Origin of the sequence: Campylobacter concisus (assembly GCF_003048835.2) — a bacterium.
GTDB lineage: Bacteria > Campylobacterota > Campylobacteria > Campylobacterales > Campylobacteraceae > Campylobacter_A > Campylobacter_A concisus_D.
Genome location: NZ_CP060705.1, coordinates 423874 through 446949 on the forward strand (window position 1 = coordinate 423874; position 23076 = coordinate 446949).

At 33.2% G+C, this 23076-nt stretch carries 20 protein-coding genes; 18 read left to right on the forward strand and 2 right to left on the reverse strand.

The genetic code is table 11. The features are described 5' to 3' along the window. Positions 1–11 precede the first annotated feature (11 nt). Genes CVT08_RS02110 through CVT08_RS02190 form a run of 17 tightly spaced genes read left to right on the forward strand, consistent with a single transcriptional unit; the run spans position 12 to position 20154 of the window. Positions 12–899, forward strand: a complete 888-nt coding sequence (locus CVT08_RS02110) for a methionyl-tRNA formyltransferase (protein ID WP_103601780.1) — start codon at positions 12–14, stop codon at positions 897–899. After that, positions 889–1890 carry an N-acetylneuraminate synthase gene (gene neuB / locus CVT08_RS02115; RefSeq protein ID WP_107856799.1) on the forward strand — a complete coding sequence of 334 codons (1002 nt, stop codon included), beginning with the start codon at positions 889–891 and terminating at the stop codon, positions 1888–1890. Before CVT08_RS02110 ends, neuB begins: the two co-directional genes overlap by 11 nt. Further along, on the forward strand, positions 1887–3044 hold the full coding sequence (gene neuC, locus CVT08_RS02120) for a UDP-N-acetylglucosamine 2-epimerase (protein ID WP_107856798.1): 1158 nt from the start codon (positions 1887–1889) through the stop codon (positions 3042–3044). The genes neuB and neuC overlap by 4 nt, the downstream gene beginning before the upstream one ends. Positions 3045–3047: 3 nt before the next feature. Beyond that, complete coding sequence (locus CVT08_RS02125) at positions 3048–4094, forward strand: nucleotidyltransferase family protein (RefSeq protein WP_107856797.1); 1047 nt, start codon at positions 3048–3050, stop codon at positions 4092–4094. Beyond that, entirely contained in the window at positions 4094–4810 is a 717-nt protein-coding gene (locus CVT08_RS02130) for a cytidylyltransferase domain-containing protein (RefSeq protein WP_107856796.1), read from the forward strand. The genes CVT08_RS02125 and CVT08_RS02130 overlap by 1 nt, the downstream gene beginning before the upstream one ends. Then, positions 4807–6099, forward strand: a complete 1293-nt coding sequence (locus tag CVT08_RS02135; RefSeq protein ID WP_107856795.1) for a glutamate-1-semialdehyde 2,1-aminomutase — start codon at positions 4807–4809, stop codon at positions 6097–6099. Before CVT08_RS02130 ends, CVT08_RS02135 begins: the two co-directional genes overlap by 4 nt. Before the next feature lie 26 nt (positions 6100–6125). Further along, positions 6126–6896: an oxidoreductase gene (locus tag CVT08_RS02140; protein WP_107856794.1), complete on the forward strand. Its 771-nt coding sequence runs from the start codon at positions 6126–6128 to the stop codon at positions 6894–6896. Then, the gene (locus CVT08_RS02145; protein WP_107856793.1) at positions 6893–7960 is read left to right on the forward strand and encodes a hypothetical protein; all 1068 of its coding nucleotides are present in this window, start codon (positions 6893–6895) and stop codon (positions 7958–7960) included. Before CVT08_RS02140 ends, CVT08_RS02145 begins: the two co-directional genes overlap by 4 nt. After that, positions 7957–9531 (forward strand): hypothetical protein, encoded by a 1575-nt coding sequence (locus tag CVT08_RS02150; protein ID WP_107860963.1) that lies wholly within the window; start codon positions 7957–7959, stop codon positions 9529–9531. Before CVT08_RS02145 ends, CVT08_RS02150 begins: the two co-directional genes overlap by 4 nt. 3 nt (positions 9532–9534) lie before the next feature. Then, a complete protein-coding gene (locus tag CVT08_RS02155) occupies positions 9535–11259 on the forward strand; it encodes an ATP-binding cassette domain-containing protein (protein WP_107857021.1) in 1725 nt (574 codons plus the stop codon). 11 nt (positions 11260–11270) lie between these two features. Continuing rightward, a complete protein-coding gene (locus CVT08_RS02160; RefSeq protein ID WP_107857022.1) occupies positions 11271–12899 on the forward strand; it encodes an asparagine synthase-related protein in 1629 nt (542 codons plus the stop codon). Continuing rightward, on the forward strand, positions 12896–13699 hold the full coding sequence (locus CVT08_RS02165) for a class I SAM-dependent methyltransferase (RefSeq protein WP_107860962.1): 804 nt from the start codon (positions 12896–12898) through the stop codon (positions 13697–13699). The genes CVT08_RS02160 and CVT08_RS02165 overlap by 4 nt, the downstream gene beginning before the upstream one ends. Then, positions 13689–14882, forward strand: a complete 1194-nt coding sequence (locus CVT08_RS02170; RefSeq protein ID WP_107856568.1) for a glycosyltransferase family 4 protein — start codon at positions 13689–13691, stop codon at positions 14880–14882. The genes CVT08_RS02165 and CVT08_RS02170 overlap by 11 nt, the downstream gene beginning before the upstream one ends. Next, positions 14875–16026, forward strand: coding sequence for a glycosyltransferase family 4 protein (locus CVT08_RS02175; protein WP_107856569.1), 1152 nt, complete (start codon positions 14875–14877; stop codon positions 16024–16026). Before CVT08_RS02170 ends, CVT08_RS02175 begins: the two co-directional genes overlap by 8 nt. Positions 16027–16029: 3 nt before the next feature. Then, the gene (locus CVT08_RS02180; RefSeq protein ID WP_107856570.1) at positions 16030–17175 is read left to right on the forward strand and encodes a glycosyltransferase; all 1146 of its coding nucleotides are present in this window, start codon (positions 16030–16032) and stop codon (positions 17173–17175) included. After that, entirely contained in the window at positions 17163–19055 is a 1893-nt protein-coding gene (gene asnB / locus CVT08_RS02185; RefSeq protein WP_107856571.1) for an asparagine synthase (glutamine-hydrolyzing), read from the forward strand. Before CVT08_RS02180 ends, asnB begins: the two co-directional genes overlap by 13 nt. Then, on the forward strand, positions 19048–20154 hold the full coding sequence (locus tag CVT08_RS02190; RefSeq protein ID WP_107856572.1) for a glycosyltransferase family 4 protein: 1107 nt from the start codon (positions 19048–19050) through the stop codon (positions 20152–20154). Before asnB ends, CVT08_RS02190 begins: the two co-directional genes overlap by 8 nt. Before the next feature lie 4 nt (positions 20155–20158). Here the strand turns inward: CVT08_RS02190 and CVT08_RS02195 are convergent, their stop codons facing one another. Then, positions 20159–21094, reverse strand: a complete 936-nt coding sequence (locus tag CVT08_RS02195) for a sugar transferase (protein WP_107856573.1) — start codon at positions 21092–21094, stop codon at positions 20159–20161. A gap of 103 nt (positions 21095–21197) precedes the next feature. Between CVT08_RS02195 and CVT08_RS02200 the strand changes: the two genes are divergently transcribed. After that, on the forward strand, positions 21198–22181 hold the full coding sequence (locus CVT08_RS02200; RefSeq protein ID WP_107856574.1) for a YeiH family protein: 984 nt from the start codon (positions 21198–21200) through the stop codon (positions 22179–22181). Here the strand turns inward: CVT08_RS02200 and nadD are convergent. Then, a complete protein-coding gene (nadD, locus tag CVT08_RS02205; RefSeq protein ID WP_107856575.1) occupies positions 22165–23046 on the reverse strand; it encodes a nicotinate (nicotinamide) nucleotide adenylyltransferase in 882 nt (293 codons plus the stop codon). The genes CVT08_RS02200 and nadD overlap by 17 nt on opposite strands. Positions 23047–23076 lie beyond the last annotated feature (30 nt).

Sequence of the window (23076 nt, forward strand, 5' to 3'; positions counted from 1 at the left end):
AGGAAAGTGGTATGAAGCTTAAAATAGGGTATTTTGCAGATGGAGTTTGGAGCCACAATGCATTTGATAAGCTTATTAAAGACAAAGATATAGAGATAAAATTTATCTGTGCTAGGTATGATTCAAATGATGAAAAGCTTTTAAATTATTCAAAAGAATTTAATATCGACTATTTAAAACATAACGATATAAATTCTGACGAGTTTATTGAAAAAATAAAACATTATAATTGTGATTTGTTTGTGTCAATGTCTTTTAATCAAATTTTTAAATCCAGGATCATAAATTTGCCAAGATATAAAACTATAAACTGCCATGCAGGAAAATTGCCATTTTATCGAGGTAGAAATATCCTAAACTGGGCTTTGATAAATGACGAAAAAGAATTTGGAATAACTGTACATTATATGGATACTGGTATAGACACTGGTGATATAATCTTGCAAAAATGTTTTACTATAACAGATAATGATGACTACAAAAGCATACTAACAAAAGCACATAGTGAGTGTGCAAATATTCTATACGAAGCGATATGTTTGTTTAAAAATGGCAAAGCAGAGTCTAAAAAACAAGAAGGTATTGGATTTTACTGCTCAAGACGTATTGAAGGTGATGAAAATTTAAATTTTAATCAAACAAGTAGAGAGGTGTTTAATTTTGTACGTGCTATTTGTTATCCAGCTATAGTAGCAAGGGCATTTTTAAATGATAAAGAGATGAAGATAAATAAAGTAGAGCTTGTAAAAGATGCACCACAATATAAATGTGTTCCTGGTGCAATTTTGTGTAAAGACGGTGATACTTTTTTGGTAAAAACACAAGATAGTTTTGTAAAAGTTGTGGAATATGAATATGATGGAAAGATTAAGGTGGGAGATAGATTTGATGTCAAATAGGGTTTTTATCATAGCTGAGGCTGGGGTTAATCACAATGGCGATATAAATTTGGCTAAAAAACTGATCGATGTGGCAGCCAAAGTCGGCGCTGATGCGGTGAAATTTCAGACTTTTAAGGCTCAAAATCTTGTTTCAAAAAACGCGCAAAAGGCTAGCTACCAAAAAGAAACTACCGATAAAAATGAAAGCCAGTTTGAGATGATAAAAAAGCTTGAACTAGACGAGAACACGCATAAAGAGCTTATAGCCTACTGCAAGCAAAAAAATATCACTTTTCTCTCAACTCCTTTTGATAGCGATAGCATAAAGCTTCTTGATGAGCTGGGGCTTGGCACATTTAAGATCCCAAGTGGTGAGATAACAAATTTACCTTATCTTAGGCAGATAGGTGGACTTAATAAAAAGATCATTCTCTCAACTGGCATGGCAAATTTAGGCGAGGTGGAAGCCGCGATAGAAACACTTGTAAAAAGTGGCACGAAACGTGAAAACATAAGCCTTCTTCATGCAAATACGCAGTATCCAACGCCAATGGAGGATGTAAATTTAAAGGCGATGATAACTCTTAAAAATGCCTTTGGTCTTGAGGTCGGATATAGCGATCATACACTTGGGATAGAGGTCGATATCGCAGCAGTTGCCATGGGTGCAAAGATCATAGAAAAGCACTTTACGCTTGATAAGAACATGCCTGGACCTGATCATAAAGCTAGCCTTGAACCAGATGAGTTAGTAGCGATGGTCAGAGCAATTAGAAATATAGAGCTAGCACTTGGTGATGGGTTAAAGCACTTTAGTAAAAGTGAAAGCGAAAATATCAAAATAGCTAGAAAATCAATCGTGGCAAAATGCGATATAAAAAAGGGTGAAATTTTTAGCGAGCAAAATATCTGCGTAAAACGCCCAGGGGATGGCATAAATCCTATGAGGTGGGATGAGGTGATCGGGCAAATTTCACAAAAAGACTATAAACGAGATGAACTGATATGAGAAAAATTTGTGTAGTGACAAGCACTAGGGCTGAATATGGCCTGCTTTACTGGCTCTTAAAAGAGATCGAGGCAGATAGTGAGCTTAAGCTTCAGCTTATTGTTACTGGCATGCACCTAAGTCCCGAGTTTGGACTCACATACAAAGAGATAGAAAAAGAATTTAAGATAGATAAAAAGATAGAAATTTTAAGTAGTTCGCATACAAGTCTTGATATTTGCGCTGAGATGGCAAGAATTTATGAGAAATTTGTTCCGGCATTAGCTGAGCTTAAGCCTGATATATTGGTGCTTCTTGGCGATAGATATGAGATATTTGGTGTAGCAGGTGTTGCTAGTATCATGCAGATACCAATGGCACATATCCATGGCGGTGAGACCACACAAGGAGCATTTGACGAAGCTTTTAGACACAGCATAACAAAGATGAGCCATATACATTTTGCAGCTACAAATAAGTATGCAAACCGCATAATTCAGCTTGGAGAAGAGCCTGGTAGAGTTTTTAATGTCGGCGGTCCTGGCATAGAAAACATAAAAAAGCTAAATTTGCTAAACAAAGATGAGTTTGAAAAGTCTATAAATTTTAAGCTTGCTAAAAAAAATATCCTCATCACTTTTCACCCAGCTACACTTGAAAATAGTAGTGCAAGAGAGCAGTTTGGTGAGATCTTAAAAGCACTTGATGAACTGGAGGAAACAAATCTTATCTTTACAAAAGCAAATAGCGATACAGATGGCGATATCATAAACAAAATGATAGATGAGTATGTGAACCAAAACTCACAAAAAGCTGCGGCTTTTGCCTCGCTTGGACAGCTAAGATATCTAAGCGCGATAAAATTTGTTGATATCGTCCTGGGAAATAGCTCAAGTGGCCTTTTGGAAGTTCCAAGCTTTAAAAAGGCCACCATAAATATAGGCGACCGCCAAAAAGGACGTATTAAAGCAACAAGCGTAATAGATATTTTGCCAGTAAAAGAAGAAATTTTAGCTGCTATCAAAAGAGCTTATTCAAAAGAATTCGAACAAACTTTAAAAGATACGATCAACCCTTATGATGGTGGCAATCCAAGCAAAAAAATGGTTAAAATTTTAAAAGAGATCAAGCTTGATGGTATTTTGAAAAAGAAATTTTATGATATAAAGATATAAATAATGAAAAACATAGAAAACATAAAGCTAAAACAAAATGCTACTATAAAGGAAGCTTTGGGAATTATAGATAGCGGAGCTATGCAGATAGCTTTAGTTGTTGATGATAATGATAAACTTATAGGAACACTGACAGATGGCGATATAAGAAGGGGTATATTAAGAGGACTGGACCTTGATAGCTCTATAGAGACGATCGTTTTTAAAGAGCCGGCTATTGCAAAAATTTCTAGTACAAAAGAGGAAATTTTAAAACTAGCACTTTCTAGGAAGCTTCACAAAATACCTGTTGTGGACGATAATGGAAGGGTTTTGGGCATAAAAGAGATAGAGGAGCTTGTTGAGCCAAAGATCAAGACAAATAGAGTTATCCTAATGGTAGGAGGTCTTGGCACTAGACTTAGGCCGCTCACACAAGATACGCCAAAGCCGATGCTAAAGGTTGGAAACAAGCCGATCCTTCAGACGATAGTAGAGAAATTTGCAGAGTATGGCTTTGTAAATATCACAATGTGCGTAAATTTTAACGCAAGCATCATTAGAGACTATTTTAGCGACGGAAAAGAATTTGGCGTAAATATAGACTACGTTTTAGAACAAAAAAGGATGGGCACAGCAGGGGCGTTAAGCTTACTAAAAGAGCGCCCAATTGAGCCATTTTTCGTAATGAACGGCGATCTTCTTACAAATGTAAATTTCGAGCATATTTTTAACTACCATGTGCTAAATAAAGCCACAGCCACAATGTGCGTCAGAGAGTATGACTATGAAGTTCCTTACGGCGTGGTAAAGATGAATGACAATAAAATAATAGAGATCGCAGAGAAGCCAGTGCAGAAATTTTTCGTAAGTGCTGGGATATATATGCTCTCACCTGAAATTTTAGATCTTATCCCACAAGATGAGTTTTATGATATGCCTACGCTCTTTGAAAAGCTAATAAGATTAAGTAAAGATGTTATATCATTTCCGATTAGAGAATATTGGCTTGATATCGGACGTATGGAAGAATATCAAAGAGCAAATGAAGAGTATAAAGAAGTTTTTTAATGTATAAAAATAATAGTTTTTTAGCGATTGTACCGGCAAGAGGAGGCAGCAAGGGTTTGCCTGAAAAAAATATTAAAGAATTATGTGGAAAGCCACTTGTTGCGTGGAGCATAGAGGCTGGACTAAAAAGTAAATATGTAGATGAGGTCATGGTTAGCACTGACGATGAGAAAATCGCAGAAATTTCAAAAAAGCATGGTGCAAATGTCCCTTTTTTAAGACCAAGCGACTTGGCAAGTGACACCGCCACAACCTTTGATGCTGTAAAACACACTATAGATTATTATAAAAATGAATTAAAAAAAGAGTTTGACTATATCGTTTTATTAGAGCCTACATCGCCTTTGAGAGAAGTTTGTGATATAGATAGGGCTATTGAAATTTTACTAGAATCAAAGGCTGATTCAATTATTGGAATTTGTAAAACAGAGAGTCAAAATCCAGCTTTTTTAGTCTCAAAAGATGAAAAAGGCTTAATTTCTGGATATGAAAATAAAGACATGAGAGTTCTAAGAAGACAAGAGATAAAAGATGTTTATTTCTTTGAAGGAACTATCTACATTTCTAAGACAGATGTTTTGCTTGATAAAAAAACATTTTATCATAGCAATACCATAGGCTATGAAGTTCCAAAATACAAATCGCTAGAGATAGATGATATTGATGATTTTGTAATGGTTGAAGCAATAATGAATTATAAAGGTTATAAAAAATGACTTATCAAGATAGATTATTAAAAGCAATACCAGGTGGCGCGCATACTTATAGCAGAGGGTTTGATCAGTATCCAGCCAATGCTCCACAAATTTTAAAAAGAGGGAAAGGCGCATATGTATATGACGAAAATGGTAGAGAATTTTTGGACTATGGAATGGCGCTTAGGGCTGTAAATTTAGGCTATGCAAATGAAGAAATAAACAAAGCTGCGATCGAGCAAATAGAATTTGGAAACAATCTAACTAAGCCTAGTATGATTGAGCTAGAGGCTGCTGAATTATTAATAGATATGATAGATAGTGTTGATATGGTTAAATTTACCAAAAATGGCTCAACCGCAACAACAGCAGCCATTAAGCTTAGTAGAGCATATACTGGAAGGGAGTTGGTTGCAAGATGCGCAGAGCACCCATTTTTTAGCTATGATGACTGGTTTATTGGCTCTACAGAGCTTACTAAAGGTATATCGCAAAAGGATACTGAAGGTACAAAAACGTTTGGCTACAACAACATTGAAAGCTTAGAGAGGCTATTTGATGAATTTCCTAATCAAATAGCTTGTGTGATTTTAGAGCCAGCGGCAACAGAGCACCCAAAAGATAACTTTTTGCATAAAGTAAGAGATCTGTGTCATAAAAATGGAGCAGTATTTATACTTGACGAGATGATAACTGGCTTTAGATGGCATTTAAAAGGGGCTCAATATTATTACGACATTAAGCCCGACTTGTGCACTTTTGGAAAAGCAATGGCAAATGGATTTTCAGTTGCAGCTATAGCCGGAAAAAGAGAGATAATGCAGCTTGGCAGTATAGAATTTGAAGGCAGGGAGAGAGTCTTTTTGCTGTCGACAACACATGGTGCAGAGATGGGTGGCCTAGGTGCTTTTGTTGCGGCTATAAAATTTATGAAAGAGCATAATGTGGTTGAGTATATTTGGGACTATGGCACAAAACTAATCTCGATGATCAATGAGCTTGCAAAAAAATATGAAATCGAAAGAAATTTCGTAGCAGGTGGTATAGAGTGTAGTCCGTACTATTTGACCTTTGATAAAAATGGTCAAAATTCTTTAGGGCTAAGAACTCTTTTTTCTCAAGAAATGATCAAAAATGGTGTGCTTATTCCTTGGGTGGCACTTTCTTATGCTCACGGAGAAAATGAACTTGCAAAGACAAAAAACGCACTAGAAAAAACTTTTGAAGTTTATAGAAAGGCAGTTGATGAGGGATATGAAAGATATTTAGTAGGTAGCCCTATCAAGCCAGTGTTTAGAAAATTTAACTAAAAGTAAAATTTATATAAGGAACAGCAGTGTTAAAAGATAAAGTAGTTGTAGTTACTGGTGGAGCTGGACTTATTGGTAAAGAATTTATAAAAGCCATTGTTGAAAACAACGGCATAGCTATTATCGCTGATATAAATGAAAAAATAGGGCAAGAGGCAAAAGAGGCGCTATCTAAAGAGCTAAATTCAAAAAATATAGACTTTGTAAAACTCGACATCACCTCTAAAGACTCTTTGGAGGCTTGTATAAAATATTTGCATGATAAGTATAAAAGGATAGATGCACTAGTAAATAATGCATACCCTCGAAATAAGCACTATGGAAGGCACTTTTTTGATGTTGAGTATAGTGACTTTATAGAAAATTTGGGACTAAATTTGGGCGGTTATTTTGTCGCATCTCAGCAGTTTGCAAGATATTTTAAAGAGCAAGGATATGGAAATATAATAAATATATGCTCGATATATGGCGTGGTTGCTCCAAAATTTGAAATATATAACAACACAACAATGACTATGCCGGTTGAATATGCTGCCATAAAATCAGGACTTATACACCTTACTAAATATATGGCAAAGTACTTTAAAGGGATGAATATAAAGGTAAATGCGCTAAGTCCCGGCGGTATATTTGATAACCAGCCAGAGTCTTTTTTGGAAAAATATAAAGATCAGTGCCTAAACAAGGGTATGTTAAACAATAGTGACTTAAAAGGCACCTTGGTATATCTACTTAGCGATATGAGTAGGTATGTGAATGGTCAAAATATCGTAGTTGATGATGGATTTAGCATATGATAGTGCGCTATAAAGAGGATCGTGAGAATTTTGAAGCTAGATGGCAGGAATATATCTCAGAAAATATTCACAGCCCAAGATATCTAAGCTCATATCTGGACTATATGAAATTTTATTCTAAAGATATACTTAGCGATGAAAGCTTTGTGGTTGTTGAGAGCAACAAGTGTGTTGGAATTTGTTTTTTGCCAGTAGAGCAAGCAAATGGCGTCGTCTCTATATCTTTGTCTGGATATTTTACGGTTGCTCCGCTTGCTATAAGCGATAGAGTTTATGACATAGTTTTTAAAGAAATTTTTGAGATAAGTAAGAGCTATAATGTTGGTAAGATAATGTTTTATTTGGACTCTTTGGTTATGGAGTTTTTTAACAAATATAACTATCTTATCAAATATGGCTTTATAGATGCTACTGGCAGCAACTGCGTGCTTGATCTTTGTGGCGAAAAAAGCGCTTTGTGGACAAGATTAAGAAAGTGCTATAAGCCGTTAATAAATGGAATTTTTAAAAATAGTGAATATGACTTTGTTGTAGTATCTAAAGAAAATCCAAGCTATGAAATCCATGAGGCATATAGAGAGCTTCACAAAAAGGCTGCTGGTAGAGAAACAAGACCTAAAACAACCTTTGATAAGCAGTATGAAATGCTACAAAATGGCAATGCTACTATTATAGGATTAAGATATAAAGGCCAATTTATAGGTCTTTGCTATTTTTTACATGCAAGCGAAGTTGTTGTATATATGAGCGGTACGGATGATCCAGAATTTACAAATATGAAAATTCCTATATATCACGCCATTTTGCAAAAAGCGACCGAGTATTTTCATGATATGTGTTTTAAGCATATGGAGTACTCTCAGCCTGCAGGGTATAACTTAGTGGATGGATTTTTAGACTATTTGGACGAAAAACAGATAAATATAGCACATTTTAAAAGAGGCATGGGTACAAAAATGGTGCCACTATTTCGAGGTGTAAAATACTTTGATAAAAATTTACTCTTAAAAGATATAGATAGCTTTAGAGAGGCATGTGTTTCTTCTTTTGAAAGTATGACATGAAGTTTTATTTAGATATTTACTGCTCTCCAGATATATCATATCAATCTTCTATTAATCAAGGGGACCCTGTTGATTGTGATGATGTTGATGGGTTTGTTGAAAAAGTATTTGATTTTCTTTATTTTGACTATATAAAAAATCAAAATGATGAGATTTCTGATGTTTTAAAAATAACATGTCCTTTTATTATCTCAAATTTGATCGCATTATATTCTAATATCCTTGCAGATGCTCGTTTAAAAAAAAGTGGTTTTGATGTAATCTATACTGATAAAAATATAATTGATAGCAAGATTGGCAAAAGATGTCTCTCCCCATATTATTTGCCAGATCTGTATTCTGGTGGAAAAGAAGTGCCATTTGTTAATTTTTATTTATCTGAAATATATAATAAAAAAGACTATAAATATTTTTTGAAAAAAATATTTATATTTTTTTCAAAAAAAGAACAGGTTGTTGTTTTAAATAGAAATAAATGGTTGATAGAGTTTTTAAATAATTCAAATATAAAATATTCAATTATAGACTTTGAATATTTTTTTGACGAGATAAAAGTAAACGATATTGTGAAATTTGATGATCCTAAGTTGAATAGTTTCATTGAGAACATATCAAAAAATATAACCCAAATAACCTCAGAAGAGATAGATAAAGATAAATTTTACAATCTTTTGGTGGCAATTTTAAAGAAAATAGTTTATAAGGGATATATTGATTATAAAAACTGCAAAAATGCAATGAAAAATAAGAAAATATATTTTAATAAAATATTTACTGGAACGATGGGCAATTACAAAAGCAGGGTCATTTTTTCTGTTCTTAAGAATTTTGGCGTAGAAACAAATTCTTGTATGCATTCTGGCTCTATCTCTCATATTGATTATAAATTTGATCCTAGGCTGTATATAGAATATTTAATACCTAATAGTTTTTATATATTTAATAAATTTGATATCGATACAATACATAAAAGGGTAGATAAATACGGGCTAAACATACAATTTAAGTGTCTTAAAACAAAAAAAAGTGTTGGTTGTAGCAGCAATAAAGAGCATGTGGTTGTTGAAGGTAAAAATATTAAAAAAATAGGGATACTTTCTTCAAATTTATGGGTCAACAGAAGGGCTATTTTTAACCCTAGTGATTTGCAATATTTCGAATTTAAATATAAGTTATTAAAGTTAATAGGCGAAGATTACGAAGTATGTATAAAATCACATCCAAAAGGGGCCTTAAGGCCTAAGGATAAGGTATTATCATTATTTAATAATGTTAGTTATGTGGATGAATGCCCTATGGATAAATTTTTAGAAAGTGTAGATTGTGTTATTACTCCGTTTGCTGATTCTACATCTTTTAATGAAGTTGTTTCTTCTAATACTCCGTTGATCTTAATAGATTTATGTAAAGCAGGGCTTACATCCGAGGCAAAGGAAACACTAAAAAATAGAGTAGCTTTTGTTGATTGTGCTTTTGAAAATGGTTTGGCTACAATCAATAAGGATCAATTTGCCGAAGCTTTTAATAGAAAGTATATTATGGATTTTGAATTTGCTGATAGGTTTCAATAGGACATGAGCATAAAGATATTAAATTACTTTAGAGAAAATATTCCAATTCCAATTTTTATTTTATTCTTTATAATGACCATAAGTGCACTTTTCGAAATAGTTGGAATCGGTTTTTTTATTCCTCTCTTGGATACTCAGAGTAGTTCTGATCTTGTTAATATAATCAATTTTATATTTTCTAGCATTGGCTTACAATATTCAACAATTAATATTGCTATTTTAATTGTTGTAGTATTTGTTGTTAAATTTATATTTTTAAATATTCAAAATTTCTACATTTATAAGTCTAGTTATCAGTTTATGTTTAATGTAAAAAAGAACATTATGACAAATTTGTATAGTATGGATTTTATAGAATATAACAAAATGGGCATTGATGTATTAAATAATATTTTTGTAAAAGAGATAGAAAAGAGTGCCTTGTCTATACGTTACTTTCTCCAAATTTGGGTTAATGCTATTTATTCTTTGGCATATTTACTCTTTGCCATGTATATTAGTTTTACGCTTGTTTTAGTGTCTTTGGGGGTCGGATTAGTCGTGGTTGTGCTTCAAAGAAAAATTACAAAAGCTATTATTAGGTATTCTAAAACGGTTGTTGATTATAGTGCCAAGACAAATCTTGTAGTACTGCAAATATTAAATAGCATGAAATATATTAAAGCTACCAATAGGTGTGAATATAACAATATAAATTTTAATAAAATTTCACAAGACTATAGTAATAATATGGAAAAAATGTCTTTTTTAAATTCCATACCAAAGAATATGTCCGAATTTATTGGTGTAATGGCTATTTCGGCAACAATTATTATCAACGAAATAATGTTTCATGAAAGTACTGTGACGGTTGTGTTTTTAGGATTGCTACTATATAGAACCTTGGTTAAGATACTTAGTATACAGCACTCGTATCAAGACTTTTTAATAAATATAGGCTCAGTGGAAGTTGTTATGAATGTATATAATCATATTTTAAAAAATGCAGAAAAACAAAGCCAAAACGATACTTTACAACATATTTCAACCATAGGCTCTGCCAAAATGGAGAATGTCTATGTTTCTGTAGATAGCAAGGTTATACTAAAGGATATAAATGTTGAATTTAAAAAGGGTAACAACTACGCTTTAGTTGGACAATCTGGATCTGGTAAAAGTACTCTTTTAAACACACTTACTTTTTTATATAGGCCATTATCGGGACAACTAACTATTAATAAAAATAGTATCGATAATTTAAGTTTTAGAAATAAGATCGGATATGTATCACAAGAAGTCATTATTTTTGATGGAAGTATTATGGATAATATTGTTTTTGGTGAATTGTTTGAAAAAGAAAAGTATGATAGCATAGTAAATTTACTCGGAATAGATAAGATAAGGGTTGAAAAACTAAATATGAATGGATCAAATATATCTGGTGGACAAAGACAACTTATTGCTTTAGCTAGAGAGTTATATAGGGAGCCAGATCTTTTAATATTGGATGAATTTACTAGTGCTCTGGACTCGATCACAGAAAAACGTATAATAAGTGTTATAAATGACATAAAAAAAGATAAGATAATTATAACCGTAGCACATAGGCTATCTTCTGTAATGGGCAGCGATTTAATATTGTTAATGGAAAATGGGGAAATTTTAAGCCGTGGCACTTTTAAAAATTTATATGATCAAAGTTCTAAATTTAGATCTATGTGCAATGAGCAGAGTATTTTTATGGATTAGATAGGAATGGTATGGTAGTTATAGATATAAAACAAGATCAGTTTTGGAACAAATTTGAAAAAGACGAGATGAGTATATATTTAAAAGGGCATATATATTCTCACTCTATAGATGAATTAACAGAACTACTTTATAGTGTAGAGGATGAAAGTAGCATAGCAGAACTATCACATAGTATCGATGGGCACTTTGCCATTGCTGTACAAAAAAATGATCTATCTTTTATACTGGTAGATAAAATAAGAAGTACACCGTTGTTTTTTTATAAATTTGATAAAAATTTTTACATTAGTAATAACCCACAGAATATAATTAATCAAAATGACTCAAAAGCAAGTGTTGATACAACATTGCTTTTAGAAGCTTCTATGTCTGGCTATACGATAGGCAATAAAACTTTTTACAAAGGGTTATATGCTTTAAAAGCTGGAGAGTTAGTAGTTTTTAAAAATGATGATTTTAAGTATATGCAGTACTATAAATATTTTGGAGAAATAGAAAAAAAAGATTATAAAAGTTATCAAGAAGAGTTATTTGATGTAACATTAAAAATTTTTAGAAAAATGTTAAAAAACATAGGTAATAGACAGATAGTAGTGCCTTTGAGTGCTGGGAATGACTCTAGGCTGGTGGTGTCTGCGCTAAAATATCTGTCTGCTAAAAATGTTAAATGCTTCTCTTACGGTACACAAGATAATTCCGAAGCAAAAGTTGCTAAGATTGTGGCTGAGAAGTTAGGTTATGAGTGGATTTTTATTCCTTTAACTCATTGTACTGAGAAACATTATTATAGCTCAAGTGATTATGCTGAATACTTAAAATATAGTGAAAGTTTTGCATCAGTGCCGTATATACAAGGATTATCTGCACTTAAATATCTAAAAGATATTGGTTATGTAGATAGTGATGCTATATTTATAAATGGAAATAGTGGCGATTTTATTTCAGGTGCACATATTAGCAAGATGATGGAGAGTGGAAAAAATTTAACCTCATATGAAGATAGAAAAGAAAATATTTTAAATAACCTTATTAATAAGCATTTTTCTCTTTGGGGGTATCTAAAAACAGAGAAAAATATATCATTGATCAAGAAAAAGTTGTGGGATGAAATCGTCTTAGCCTGTGGTGATTTAAGGAGTGATAGTTCTCAGGATCATTTGTTTTACGAGTATTCTGAGTTTATAGATAGGCAAACTAAGTATGTAATATCTGGCCAAAGAATTTACGAGTATTATGGACATGAGTGGAGAATGCCATTATGGGATGATGAATATTTATTTTTTTGGCAAAAGGTTCCAGCAGAATTTAAAGATGAGCAAAATCTATATGTTAGTATGTTAAAAGATAAAAATATGTGTAATGTATGGGGTGATGATATCCCTGTTAATAAAAAAAGTATTGTCCCAAGCTGGATCATCCCGTTAAGGTTTATTTTTAAAATTCCTTTTGTTTTTTTTGGTAAAAACGCAAAGAAATATTGGAGAAATTTTGAGATAAGTTTTTTTTATTATTGGATGGATGTTACCCATATGATGGATACTGTAAAGTATACAAGAGCTATGAAAGATATATTTAAGAAGCCAAGAAGTCATGTTTCATGGCAGACTGAAGATTATTTGTCAAGGTTTAGAAAATGAAAAAGACATACATTAAGTTACTTGAATTATATTTATGTAAATGCAGTTTGAACAAACTAAATAACATGAATATAGATATTGAAAAAATAGTAGCTATTGATTCTATTAAAAATCATATAATCGATTTAAATGAAAGAAATATTGATTTAGTAGATAAGGAAAAGTGGTTTAATAATACAAAGAATAAGTATAGATTATATTCTTCTGTTTATAGGTATATAAAAACAAAAGAAATTATAGAAAAATACATTGATATAAAAAATAATAAGATTGTTGATTTTGGAGCTGGAAATGGTGTTTTTCTGGAATTTTTGGGATTGGGTGGCGTTGGTGTTGATATAAATAAAAAATGCGTTGAACATATGAAATCAAAGGGAATAGAAGCATATACAGTAGATGAGTTGTCTTCTCTTGAAAATAAATTTGATAGTGCTTTTGCTTTTGAGGTTATTGAGCATGTAGAAAATCAGTTGATGGTATTAAAAAATATTTGCGAATATATAAAAAATGGTGGCTACTTATTTTTATCTATACCTTATGTAAAAAACAGTCATGTACTAAAAAAACAACAAGAGGATACGGCAACTAAAAGATTGGAAAACTATCATATATTTGAGCTAGATACTATAGATTTCAAAAATTTAACAACATACACAGATCTTGAGATTGTGGAAGTTGCACATTTAAACCCACATAAAGGTTTTTTGGGCGTCTTTAATATATTTTTTGACCTATTTTTTAGATCAAAAAGGCCAAAATGGACAATTTTTATATTGAAAAAGAATAAGAATGTCAAATAGTGCTAAAGAGATAAAAGTATTAGTAGTTTCAAGTAAATTTATAGAGGAGTATTCTGGGTCTGGACTGCGGGCTTATAATACATACAAAAGACTTTCTGGTAAATATGGTATTAAATTTGATGTTGTATCAAATTCTGTATCACTTAATAATAATCTAAAATATAAATATAATGATGTGGATGTGTATAGAATTTCATCTCCATTTAATGTTCCTAAAAAAAGATCACTAAAAAGAAGCGTTATAGTTTTAGCTGATATGCTTTGGGAGTTTTTTTATAGCTGGCTATATATACGAAAAAACATAAAAGAATATGACTTGTTACATACTTTTGGAAATACATTTACCATAGGGTTTTTGACATGGTATTTTTCTAAAAAAAATAAACCCATCATAAGAGAGCTCTGCAATGATATGCCAAATCCATTTTACCCCATACAGTTTTCAAGAATTATGCAAAAGATTTTTTCAAAAGAAAATACTGTGGTTGTTGCTATATCTAAGCGGCTTGAAATCCTAGCAAGAAAATTTGCTATTAAAAATATATGGTCAAGACCCAATCCTGTAAATGAAGATAAATTTAATTTGTGTAGCGAAGAGATAAAAAAAATATTTAGAAAAAAATATACTAATTTTTCTGATCATGATATAGTATTGTGTTATATCGGTAGTTTGCGCAGTAGCAAAAATCATATTTTTTTACTTGATGTCTTAAAGCTATTGCCAGATCACTTTAAGTTAGTAATAGGTGGTCCTGAAAATAAACGAGAGCCTTATATGTTTGATAATATAATCAATAAAATAAAAGAATTTAGATTAGAAGATAGAGTGCAGTTTAAAATAGGCTTTGTTGATAATATGGATGAATACATAAAACTAAGTGACATTTTTGTGTTTCCATCAAAAGATGAAGGATTTGGAACGCCTATCATAGAAGCCCAAGCCTGTGGGGTGCCTATAGTGGCAAATATTATAGAAAATATAACTGATGTTGAGATAGTTGATGGAGAGGGTGGGTATTGCTCTAGTTTGGATCCGAAAGAATTTGCTGATAAAATAATAATGTCATTAAAAATTCCAAAAGAAAAGCTTACTAAAAATGCAGAAAACATTATAAATAGGGCATCTACAAAAGTTATAGACGAGGCGTATTATAAAATAATATGTGGACTAGTAAATGCATAAAAAAACAGTTATTCATCAATTATCACTTGTTGGCATAGGAGGAGTTCAGCAGTCTTTTGTTCCATATTTTAAGATGGCGCTGCAAAAAAGTGAGTTTGATCATCAGATCTATGGCACTTATTCATTAGATGACTATTTTAAGGAAATAGGGTGTTATTATAAAAATATAAGCAGTTCTATATTTAACAAACTAAAATTTATCTATTTTTTATACTCCAAAGGCTACATAGTTCACTTTTATAATAATATTGGAAGCCACTCTTTGCATAGAATTTTAAATTCACTGCCCTTGTCAAATATCATATTGCACGAAAGGGGAGTTGCTTGGAATTTAAAAGATGAAGATATTCACGTGTATAGAGATAATGCCAATAAAGCAAATTTACTGCTTGCAAATTCTAATGCATCAAAAACTATGATGATTGAGAGATTTGGCGTAGATGCAAATAAAATTCATGTTTTGTATAATGGTTTTTTAAGTGGTGATATGATTTTAAACAATAGCGCATTTGCTACTAATGATATTAATAAATTTAAAGTCGGATATATAGGCAGGCTTGATACCCCAAAAGGAGTTCATACTTTTATAGAGGTTGCAAAAAAGTTGCCACAATATGAGTTTTTTATAGCTGGAAATGGCCCATGGGAGCTACTACTAAAAGATATGGCGGACAAAAGAGACAATATATTTTTCGTTGGTAGAGTGAAGAATCCGCTTGATTTTATAAATAGCATGGATCTAATCATTGTGCCATCCATTAGAGAACCACTTGGCAATACCATAATTGAGGCTGGGTTTTGTAAAAAACCTGTAATTGCTTCATGTGTAGATGGAATTTCAGAAATTATAGACGATGGGATTAGCGGTGTGCTTATAGAGCCCAAAAAGGAAATTAGTATTCGTCAGATACCTATCAATTCTGTTCCTATGCCAGAATATGTGGTAAATCCAAAAACAAAAAAGCTACAACAGCCAAAAGAGATAGAACCTGATGAATTGGCAAATCATATAAATAACTTGGAGCAGGACTACGCGCTAAGGCAAAAATACGGAAATGCTTTATATGATAGTGTAGTCGATAAATTTAATATCGAAAAATATTTTTCAGAATTAGAAAAAATATATAAAAATATAAATTCTTAAATCATGCAAAAAATAGCTATATTGATCAACTCTCTTGGCGGTGGTGGTGCAGAGAGGGTCGTTAGTACCTTATTGAACGAGTTGTGCTTTGAATATGAATGTTATCTGATTTTATTAGAGAACAACATAGACTATCTGCTTGATAACAGAATAAATGTTATTTGTTTAAAAGAAGATGTAAATTTAAGTGGTATAAAAAAATTAATCAGGCTCCCATTTTTGGCCTTTAAGCTAGCTAAAATCATTAAAAAATTTGGCTTTAATCAGGTAACAAGCTTTTTGTATAGGTCAAATTATATAAATATATTATCTAGTTTTTTTGCAAAACATAGAGTTGTTATTAGCGAGAGAATAGCTCCTAGTGCGATGTATCGTAATAATTCTCTCGAAGATGTAATTAGTAAAATTTTATTAAAAACTCTATATAAAAAGGCAGACTTGATAATATCGGTTTCAAAAGCAATAGAATTTGACTTGATTGAAAATTTTAATATTGGTGTTAAACAGGTGGTAATTTACAACCCATATGATATAGAGAGTATAAACAATAAGGCCAACGAAAAAGTTGGCGTTGATATTGACAAGAAAAGTATAATCGCAGTTGGTACATTGTGCGATAGGAAAAATCAGCAGTTGATATTAAGATCATTTGCAAGAATAGCTGATAACGACTATGTATTATATCTACTGGGAAAAGGCGAAAATGAGAGTAAACTAAAAGTTCTTGCAAGAGAGCTCGGTATCACCACGAGGGTGGTTTTTTTGGGTTTTGATAATAATCCATATAAATATCTTTCAAAATGCAGTATATTTATACTTGGGTCAAATGCTGAAGGCTTTCCAAATGTGCTGGCAGAGGCAATGGCTTGTGGATGTGCAGTTATAAGCACGGATTGTCTTAGTGGTCCAAGGGAGATTTTAGCGCCAAAAAGTGATATTAAATTTGAATTAAGAGATGATATTGAACTTGCAGAATTTGGAGTGTTGGTGCCGGTGCAAGATGAGGTAAATTTGACAAAAGCGATAGAAGTTGTAATAGGTGATAATGAGTTAAGGGGGAAGTACCGACAAGTTGCCAAAGAAAGGGCTAATGACTTTAACATTGATGGTATTATAAAACGATACAAGGAAGTGATATGTGTGGGTTAGTTGGCTTTTTAGATAAAAATAAAAATGAGCAAATTTTAGTAGATATGCTAGAGATGCAGGCATATCGCGGTCCAGATGATAGAGGTGTTTTTTTTGATGAAAAAAGTGGCGTTCACCTTGGCCATAACCGCCTATCTATAATGGATCTAAGCTCAAATGGACACCAGCCTTTTGTGAGCGATTGCGGTGGATATGTGATAGTTTTTAATGGAGAGGTTTATAACTTTAAAGCTATAAAGGGAGAGCTATTAGCCCTTGGCTATAAATTTGTATCAAATTCTGATACCGAAGTTATTTTATACTCTTATAAAGAGTGGGGTGATGAGTGTCTTGCTAAATTTATAGGAATGTTTGCATTTGCTATTTTGGATAAAAATAAAAATGAGCTATTCTTATGCCGTGATAGAGCTGGCGTAAAACCACTTTATTACTATTTTGATGGTATAAATTTTATTTTTTCTTCTGAGATCAAATCTTTTCACAAGCATCCAAAATTTAAGAAAGAGCAAAATTTAGATGCGCTAGCTTATTTTTTTCAGTTTGGCTATATTCCTGCGCCTTATAGTATTTTTAAGGATTGTTTTAAACTTCCTGCTGGTTGTTATTTAAAATTTGATATTGTCAAAACAACATTTAAAATAACAAAATATTGGGATGTAGGATATTTTTATGCACAGCCAAAATTTAATAAAAATGAGAGTGAAATTTTAAACGAACTTGAAGGTCTTTTAGACAGTGCAATAAATTTACGTACTATTGCTGATGTGCCAGTTGGCGTCTTTTTAAGTGGCGGATATGATAGCTCACTGGTGGCTGCTTTGCTAAGCAAAACGCAAAAGATTGATACATTTACCATAGGTTTTGATGACGCTAGATTTAACGAGGCTGCCCACGCAAAGCAAGTGGCCACGCACTTTGGTACAAATCATCATGAGTATTATATAAATGAAGTCGACATGCTTTCATATATCGACACTCTTTCTTTCTTTTATGATGAGCCTTTTGGGGATAGCTCTGCGGTAGCGACCATGGCAGTTTCAAAAATGGCAAAACAAGATGTAACAGTTGCACTTAGCGCAGATGGTGGAGATGAACATTTTTGTGGATATAGCAAGTATTTCTTCTTACATAAATTTCAGGGTACTTTTTTTACTTCGCTCAAGAGAAATTTGATAAAAATTGGATTAAATTTAATAAATGAAAAAATAGCTGACATTGCAAATCAAGCCCTGCCAAATAATATCCGCCAGACAAATTTTAGAGATAAATTTCTAAAGTTAAAAAGAGCTATAAATAGTAAAAATTTAGACGAAATGTTTATAAATGCAAGTAGTTATGTAGATAGGTCGGACGTAACTAAATTTCTAAAAATAGGGCTAAAACAAGAGTATATGAATGTGTGGAAAAATGAGCTCAATCTTGATTTTTTAGATCATATGATGATGTGTGATTATAAACTTTTTATGTGCGATGATGTGCTTACAAAAGTTGATCGCGCTACAATGAGTGTTAGCTTAGAGGGACGTGAGCCACTACTAGATCATCGTTTGATAGAGTATTTGGCACGCGTTCCAGTAAATATAAAATATAAGAATAATCAGCCAAAATATTTGCTAAGACAAATTCTGTACAAATATATCCCAAAAGATATAATAGACAAGCCAAAATCAGGCTTTCAGATCCCACTTGCAAAGTGGTTAAGAGGTGATCTAAGATGGCTTGTTGAAGAGAATCTGGACTCTAGGGCTTTAAATGATGAGATATTTGATGTAAAACAAATACAAAATTTAAAAGATAGATTTTATGCTGGAGAAGAGCTTCAGAGTCTTATTTGGTTTATTGTGGTTTATCAAATGTGGAAAAGGAGATGGCTTGAGTAAAAGCATCTTTATAGTGACAAATAGTGCTTGGAGTGGGTATAACTTTAGACTGAGCCTTGCAAATCACCTAAAAAAAAATGGTTTTAAAGTGTCGTTTGTTGTTCCGTTTGATGAAAAATACTCAGCTTTGTTGGAAAAAAATTTTGAAGTTTTTCATATAAATTTTGATGCAAAAGGGATAAATCCGTTAGTTGATCTAAAAACTTTTTTTAGTTTGCTAGCCCTTTATAAAAAGGAGAAGCCAGCTTGTGTCTTAAATTTTACTATTAAGCCAAATATTTATAGCTCACTTGCCTGTAAAATTTTAGGCATTTGTTGTATTAGTAATATCACGGGACTTGGGACAGTTTTCATAAAACAAAGTTTTGTCACAAGCATAGTTAAATTTCTTTATAAGATATCGCTAAATGCAAACAAGGTTGTATTCTTTCAAAATTTAGATGATCAAGATCTATTTGTAAATTTGGACATTATTTCAAAAGAAAAATGCGACCTCCTACCAGGAAGTGGTGTAGATATAAATAAATTTGCCCCAAGACAAGAGAGCAAAAGAGACGAAAAATTTAAATTTTTGTGTGTAGCAAGACTTATAAAAGATAAAGGTATTGTTGAGTTAGTTGAGGCTGGTAAAATTTTAAGAAAAAAAAGAGATGATTTTAAGATTTTGCTGCTAGGAGAACAAAATGTCAAAAATAATACTGCCATTAGCGACGAAGAGTTAAATTCGTGGCTTAAAAACGACTTTTTGGACTATCTTGGTATGAGCGATGATGTAAGTAAAGTTGTAGCTAGTGCTGAGTGTGTTGTGCTGGCATCGTACAAAGAGGGAATGTCAAAAAGTTTATTAGAGGCCGCGTCCATGGCAAAGCCATTAATAGCTACAAATGTTAGTGGTTGTAAAGAAATAGTAGACGATGGAGTAAATGGCTTTTTGTGTGAGCCAAAAAACTCTATAGATCTCGCTGAAAAAATGGAAAAAATTTTAAATCTTGATAAAAGCATTCTTGAACAAATGGGTAAAAACGGCAGAGAAAAGATGATTTTATCTTTTGATGAGAATATTGTCCTAGAAAAATATACGAAAGCTATTATGGACTAAACAGCTAAATACCTTTTTTGCTTAGTATTATCTCAAATGTTTTAAATATAGTTTTTATCTCCAGCCAAAATGACCAGTGCTTTATGTAGTAAAGATCATACATTAGCTTTTGTTTGGCATCAAGTGCATTTGCGCCGTAAGTGTAGTTTACCTGTGCCCAGCCGGTAATCCCTGGGCGGACGATGTGGCGTTCATTATAGTAAGGGATCTCTTTTTCAAAGAAATTTATCCAGTATCTTCGCTCTGGTCTTGGGCCTATCAGGTGCATCTGACCGCGAAGCACATTTATGCATTGTGGCACCTCGTCAATGCGAGTTTTACGCATAAATTCGCCAAATTCAAAGACTCTCTCATCGTTTTTGCTAGCAAATTTAGCCCCGTCTTTTTCAGCATCAACCACCATCGAGCGAAATTTGATACATTCAAATTCTCTATTGCCCAGCCCAACCCTATTTTGCAAGAAGTAAAGGCTGCCAGGGGATTGCTCGTCTATCTTTTTCTTTACGTAAAATTTAAGCACAAAAAGCATCACAAAAAGCATCGAGCAGCTTACGTAGTCAATCACGCGTTTTAAGGCGTATTCAAGGGCATTGTAAGGCTTGATATCATTTAAAAAGTTTAAATTTTCGCCATTTTCTGGGATGTAGCACTTTTGCAGATAAATTTCTAAAAAGCTCTCCACATTTAGAAATTTGATCTTCTTATACTTCGTTTTAAACTGCAAAAGCGTGAGAAATCTCACCAGCTTGCCATCAACTGGCTTTTCGGTATTTAGCACTATGAGCCTTTGATCACCTGATTTTATGAGATTTTCCAGTGCGCTTCGCAAAGTTTTAGCATCGCTATTTTCATGGGATAAAAAATTTACCTGACCAAATTTCTTCCTAAGCTTCTCTAGCTCGAGTTTGGTGAAAGTATATTTTTCGCCAAGGATGATCATAGGCCTATCCCTTTATCTTTATTTTAAATTTGCATTATATAATTCGCCTAATTATACCCAAACGTGCTAATTGCATTTTTAAAAAAATAGTTAAGGTTAAAATATGTCTCATAAATTTCTTGCTGTGCTTGTTTTGGCGCTAATCTGCGCCATTTCTTTTGTGCTCTCAAACACGGTTTTGGCTAAATTTCACACTAGCCCGCTCATCATCTCGATCATTTTAGGCGCCATTTTTGCAAATCTTTTTACCAAACAGACTCAAATTTTAAAAAATAGCGGCGTCGTAGCGATCGCTGGGAAGCAAATTTTAAGGCTTGGCATCATACTTTTTGGCTTTAATATAAGCCTTAGTGAGATCGCAAGCGTTGGCGCTCTTGGCGTGATATACTCAGCTTTTATGGTATTTGTGACCTTTGCTTTTGCTCTTTTTGTCGCTAAAGCTTTGGGACTTAGCAAAGATAGTGCCGTGCTCATTGGCTCAGGGGCAAGCATCTGCGGCGCAGCTGCTGTCATGGCTACTCAAAATGAGATAAAAGCAGACGCAAACAAGCTTGCTATCGCTATTTGCACAGTGATACTATTTGGGAGTATTGGCATGTTTATCTACCCATTTATCGCTAAATTTCTAGCTCTCACGCCTCAGCAAACTGGCTTTTTTATCGGCGGCTCACTTCACGAAGTAGCCCACGTAGTGGCAGCTTCAGCGGCATTTGATAGCGCAACAAGCAGCTCTGCCCTCATCATAAAAATGCTTCGCGTCATCATGCTAGTGCCATTTTTGTTTTTGCTAAATTTTTTAAATTTAAGCCAAAATAGCAGCGGCTCAAAGCTAAAGAGCATACCATGGTTTGCGCTATTTTTCCTAGTGGCGATCTGCGTCAGGTCTTTGCCATTTTTCCCTGAAAATTTGGTGCAAATTTTAAAGCTCTCAGCTAGCATCTGTCTTTGTGTTGCGATGTGTGCTTTGGGGTTTGGGATAGATAGGAGTATATTTAAAGCGACGGGCAAAAAGCCATTTTTACTAGCATTTTTTATATTTTTATGGCTTATTTGCTCATCGCTTGTCTTTGTTAAGACTCTTTGCTAGTTTTTAGCTTTTGCAAAAACTCTTCGATGTTGTATTTTGCTCTGTAGGCTGGGCTCAAAAGATGTATCAAAATGTCGCCAAGGTCCATCACGATCCAATCAGGTGAGCTCTCAGTACCTATAAATCTCTCTCCAAGAGGCTTAAGCTCCTCTTTTAGATCCTCAGCCAGCGAGTAAGCGTGCCTCTCACCAAGCGTAGTGGCGATAACTACGGCCTTTACGAAATAATCATCCCCGCTCATATCAAACACTTGTATCTCTTCAGCCTTTTTTGCGTCTAAAACCTTAACTATACTTTCGGTGCGCTCTTGCATCGATCTTTCCTGCATCTTTAATCCTTGGTAAAAATTTATAATCTCATCTTTTATCTCGCTAGGCAGCTCATCAAGCCCCTTTTGGTGCCTGATCTGCGATGAGCTAACATCCACATGCACGTCCATTTTTTGTAAATTTTGTGGAATTTCTATGTGATTGCGCTTGGCGATCACAAACTGCACTAAATTTCTAAGCTCCTCGTAGCCGTGCCACTTATCAAGCGTAGCTAGGTGGTCCGCGCCTATTATGAGATAAAATTTCTCTATCTTGAATTTCTCATACAAATACTTAACTGTCTCTATGGTAGGCACTGGGCGAGCTAAATTTATCTCATAGTCTGAGATCTCGACCTTCTCTAAGCCGCCCCAAATTTCTCTTATCCACTTTAGGCGAAGCTCTGGTGGAGCTGAAAATTCGCTCTTAAATGGACTTATAAAAGTTGGCATGATGATGAGCTTGTCGATATCAAGGCCGCTTAGTGCCATTTTCACAATACTATCGTGTCCTAAATGAACCGGATCAAAGCTCCCGCCAAAAAGTGCTAACTTCATCTATTAAAGTGCCTTGTTTATATTTGTTTT

Excerpts from the sequence above, each read along its gene's own strand:
- CVT08_RS02110 (WP_103601780.1), top strand. The coding sequence starts at position 12 with ATGAAGCTTAAAATAGGGTATTTTGCAGATGGAGTTTGGAGCCACAAT.
- neuB (WP_107856799.1), top strand. The coding sequence starts at position 889 with ATGTCAAATAGGGTTTTTATCATAGCTGAGGCTGGGGTTAATCACAAT.
- neuC (WP_107856798.1), top strand. The coding sequence starts at position 1,887 with ATGAGAAAAATTTGTGTAGTGACAAGCACTAGGGCTGAATATGGCCTG.
- CVT08_RS02125 (WP_107856797.1), top strand. The coding sequence starts at position 3,048 with ATGAAAAACATAGAAAACATAAAGCTAAAACAAAATGCTACTATAAAG.
- CVT08_RS02130 (WP_107856796.1), top strand. The coding sequence starts at position 4,094 with ATGTATAAAAATAATAGTTTTTTAGCGATTGTACCGGCAAGAGGAGGC.
- CVT08_RS02135 (WP_107856795.1), top strand. The coding sequence starts at position 4,807 with ATGACTTATCAAGATAGATTATTAAAAGCAATACCAGGTGGCGCGCAT.
- CVT08_RS02145 (WP_107856793.1), top strand. The coding sequence starts at position 6,893 with ATGATAGTGCGCTATAAAGAGGATCGTGAGAATTTTGAAGCTAGATGG.
- CVT08_RS02150 (WP_107860963.1), top strand. The coding sequence starts at position 7,957 with ATGAAGTTTTATTTAGATATTTACTGCTCTCCAGATATATCATATCAA.
- CVT08_RS02155 (WP_107857021.1), top strand. The coding sequence starts at position 9,535 with ATGAGCATAAAGATATTAAATTACTTTAGAGAAAATATTCCAATTCCA.
- CVT08_RS02160 (WP_107857022.1), top strand. The coding sequence starts at position 11,271 with ATGGTAGTTATAGATATAAAACAAGATCAGTTTTGGAACAAATTTGAA.
- CVT08_RS02165 (WP_107860962.1), top strand. The coding sequence starts at position 12,896 with ATGAAAAAGACATACATTAAGTTACTTGAATTATATTTATGTAAATGC.
- CVT08_RS02170 (WP_107856568.1), top strand. The coding sequence starts at position 13,689 with ATGTCAAATAGTGCTAAAGAGATAAAAGTATTAGTAGTTTCAAGTAAA.
- CVT08_RS02175 (WP_107856569.1), top strand. The coding sequence starts at position 14,875 with ATGCATAAAAAAACAGTTATTCATCAATTATCACTTGTTGGCATAGGA.
- CVT08_RS02180 (WP_107856570.1), top strand. The coding sequence starts at position 16,030 with ATGCAAAAAATAGCTATATTGATCAACTCTCTTGGCGGTGGTGGTGCA.
- asnB (WP_107856571.1), top strand. The coding sequence starts at position 17,163 with ATGTGTGGGTTAGTTGGCTTTTTAGATAAAAATAAAAATGAGCAAATT.
- CVT08_RS02195 (WP_107856573.1), bottom strand. The coding sequence starts at position 21,094 with ATGATCATCCTTGGCGAAAAATATACTTTCACCAAACTCGAGCTAGAG.
- CVT08_RS02200 (WP_107856574.1), top strand. The coding sequence starts at position 21,198 with ATGTCTCATAAATTTCTTGCTGTGCTTGTTTTGGCGCTAATCTGCGCC.
- nadD (WP_107856575.1), bottom strand. The coding sequence starts at position 23,046 with ATGAAGTTAGCACTTTTTGGCGGGAGCTTTGATCCGGTTCATTTAGGA.